Below are 2,247 nucleotides of genomic sequence, written 5' to 3'. Positions count from 1 at the left end.
TTATGCCTCTGTGGTCTTTTCTTCCTCGCGTTTTATTTTTTCCTCGATTGCGCTAATTATGAAGTCGTTTAACGACTCGTACCCAGCCTTTTTAGCTGCTGCCTCATAAACCGCCTTGCGCCCCTTTGGTACATAAGGATACAAGCGATCATAGTTTGCTGCATTATACTTATTCTTTGCCCGTGTTGCAGCCGTTCCCTTTTTATCTTCCAAATGATCGCCCCCTTATCTCTTATGCTCATAATAACATCAAAAACAATACTCACGCAAGTATAAAAAGTGTTGACACTATACTCACGTGAGTATATAATATTAATCAGGGAGGAGGTGAACACAGGAAATGAAAGATTGGGTAACACTGATCACGGCAATCATTCAGTTACTTACCGCTTTGTTACTACTTAGCCGTGAAAAAGAAAAAGGAACCCATAAACGGCGCATCCGGCGCAGACGTTAGAAGGTTCCCGGAGGGAGTTAGAGGCTCCCTCCTCCCAATCTTAACAAATCGAATCGAAATATACAATGGCGGCGGCCTTACGCGGGAGGGGAGTTAATATGGCTGAGATTATTCCACTAGACGGTACACTTATTCATCGATCCAATTACAACAGTTTTGGAGGGACCAGAGGTAAAAACAGCGAAGCTTCATACATGGCCTATTGCGAGGATGTGCTTAGCTGGTCAATTCCAGAAAGCAAGAAGGTGCAACTGCTTAAGGATGTACACAAGCGGTACTCTGAAATTCTTAAGTATGAAGCTCAGCACGTTAGCGTTATGGTTGCTGGACCAGCAAATTATAACGCACGTAGACTTGATAAAAGCGAACAAGTTTTGCGTCTATCCGCTGAATTTTGCAAATGGTTTGAAAAAATCAAGGAGCAAATAAACAACGGCACAATGGATGATGTAGAAACAATTGAGAATAGAAAAATTTCCCGTCTGCTCGAAATGATTGCGTTCTGTGATAGTAAGACGGGATTCGATCCAACATCTGACCTAATGAAATTGGCGTTCGCTGATAATGCAAAATTTATAGAGCTTTTTGAACAACTTCAAAGCAAGTATAAATGGAGAAAAAACAGTAACATTTATAAGTTGTATCTTCGTTCCAAATCTGGTGAAGTTCAAGAAATCAAAAAGGAAGTTGTTTTTCAAGACGATAACTTCTCTGCCTATAAAGAAGGGGATCGGTACTATATCAAGTTTGTGCTGAAACCAAAACGCCAGCTTATTGTTGCACTTAAAAGCCGTGGCTGGTGGTGGAATGCAAGACAAAACGCATGGAGTACTTATTTAAATAAATTTAATCTTGAATGGGTGAGCGGAATTAGCGAACAGTATGAAAAATACATTTAAACGCAGGGGCTTCGGCCCCTCTAAGGAGGATAAGGGAAATGGAATATTTTGTAATGGAATCCAAGAATGATGTCATCATTTCCAAGGAATGGATGGTTGAAAACAACGAGAAGGCCGGGTTTAAAATTGTTGGCTCCAGAAAAACAATGAGAGGCGCGGAAAGGCTCGCCGAAAAACGCTGTAAGTTATAAAAGGAGGAATAACACATAGAAACAGTAACGCTGATTGTCAGTTTTGCAGCGCTGGTGCTCTCGGTTGTGGCGCTGGTTTGGATGATTCGGAAATAAGAAACCATAAAGGACATCTTACAGTGAACATAAAATTTTATAATCCAAGGAGTGATACCATGACGAACGAACAATATTGTAAAGCCATGACCAACGATGAAAAGACAATCAATAAAATGTTAAGTGTAATGTCTAAATACGGTGATAATCACTGGTGGTTATCGGATGACATTAAACGGATGAGTTATTTTCAGCTTCAAGAAGATAGCTTGCTAATTGAGTTTGAAGTGTTTCATAGAGGCGTTGAAGTGCTACTAGGACGTGCTGTTCAAACAGTGGAGTTTCGTGACCCCCGATTACTTTTTGAAGAGGCCAACACGAAATACGGCCCAGCCTAAAGGAATTGCAATTTAACAAGCCCACCGACCATATAGGTTAGTGGGCTTGATGCGTTTATTTTGCTTCTTCTGCTGCGATCCGTTCGCGTCCAGTACGCGGCAACGCACGTGTACTGGTGTTGGTGTACTGTCCGTATATAGTATCCGATACTTTAATATCCAGTCCAAACTTATCTGCCATTGACATTAGATTTACAGTGTCGTCTAACACCTCTTGCCTGTAGACGAGCATTTCAGGGGTCATTTGGTCCTTTTTTACCATTTTA

At 41.2% G+C, this 2,247-nt stretch carries 4 protein-coding genes and 1 pseudogene; 3 read left to right on the top strand and 2 right to left on the bottom strand.

Annotation, left to right across the window (positions count from 1 at the left end):
* Positions 1–213: a hypothetical protein gene (locus tag NYE69_RS33405; protein ID WP_155621284.1), complete on the bottom strand. Its 213-nt coding sequence runs from the start codon at positions 211–213 to the stop codon at positions 1–3.
* A gap of 342 nt (positions 214–555) precedes the next feature.
* Here NYE69_RS33405 and NYE69_RS33400 point away from each other — a divergent pair, with 342 nt between their 5' ends.
* The 3 genes from NYE69_RS33400 (at position 556) to NYE69_RS33390 (ending at position 1,981) form a co-directional block, all read left to right on the top strand.
* Positions 556–1,356: a hypothetical protein gene (locus tag NYE69_RS33400; protein ID WP_155621285.1), complete on the top strand. Its 801-nt coding sequence runs from the start codon at positions 556–558 to the stop codon at positions 1,354–1,356.
* Positions 1,357–1,394: 38 nt separating this feature from the next.
* On the top strand, positions 1,395–1,547 hold the full coding sequence (locus tag NYE69_RS33395; RefSeq protein WP_340930716.1) for a hypothetical protein: 153 nt from the start codon (positions 1,395–1,397) through the stop codon (positions 1,545–1,547).
* 155 nt (positions 1,548–1,702) lie between these two features.
* A complete protein-coding gene (locus NYE69_RS33390; protein ID WP_340930715.1) occupies positions 1,703–1,981 on the top strand; it encodes a hypothetical protein in 279 nt (92 codons plus the stop codon).
* Positions 1,982–2,036: 55 nt separating this feature from the next.
* On the opposite strand, the pseudogene NYE69_RS33385 reads toward NYE69_RS33390, so the two are convergent.
* A pseudogene (locus NYE69_RS33385) lies at positions 2,037–2,247 on the bottom strand (hypothetical protein); the annotation flags it as partial.

The sequence above is a fragment of the Paenibacillus sp. FSL R5-0527 genome (assembly GCF_038008055.1).
Lineage (GTDB): Bacteria > Bacillota > Bacilli > Paenibacillales > Paenibacillaceae > Fontibacillus > Fontibacillus macerans.
Note: the sequence above shows the minus strand (reverse complement) of the source record. Positions and strands in the feature narration are given on the sequence as shown.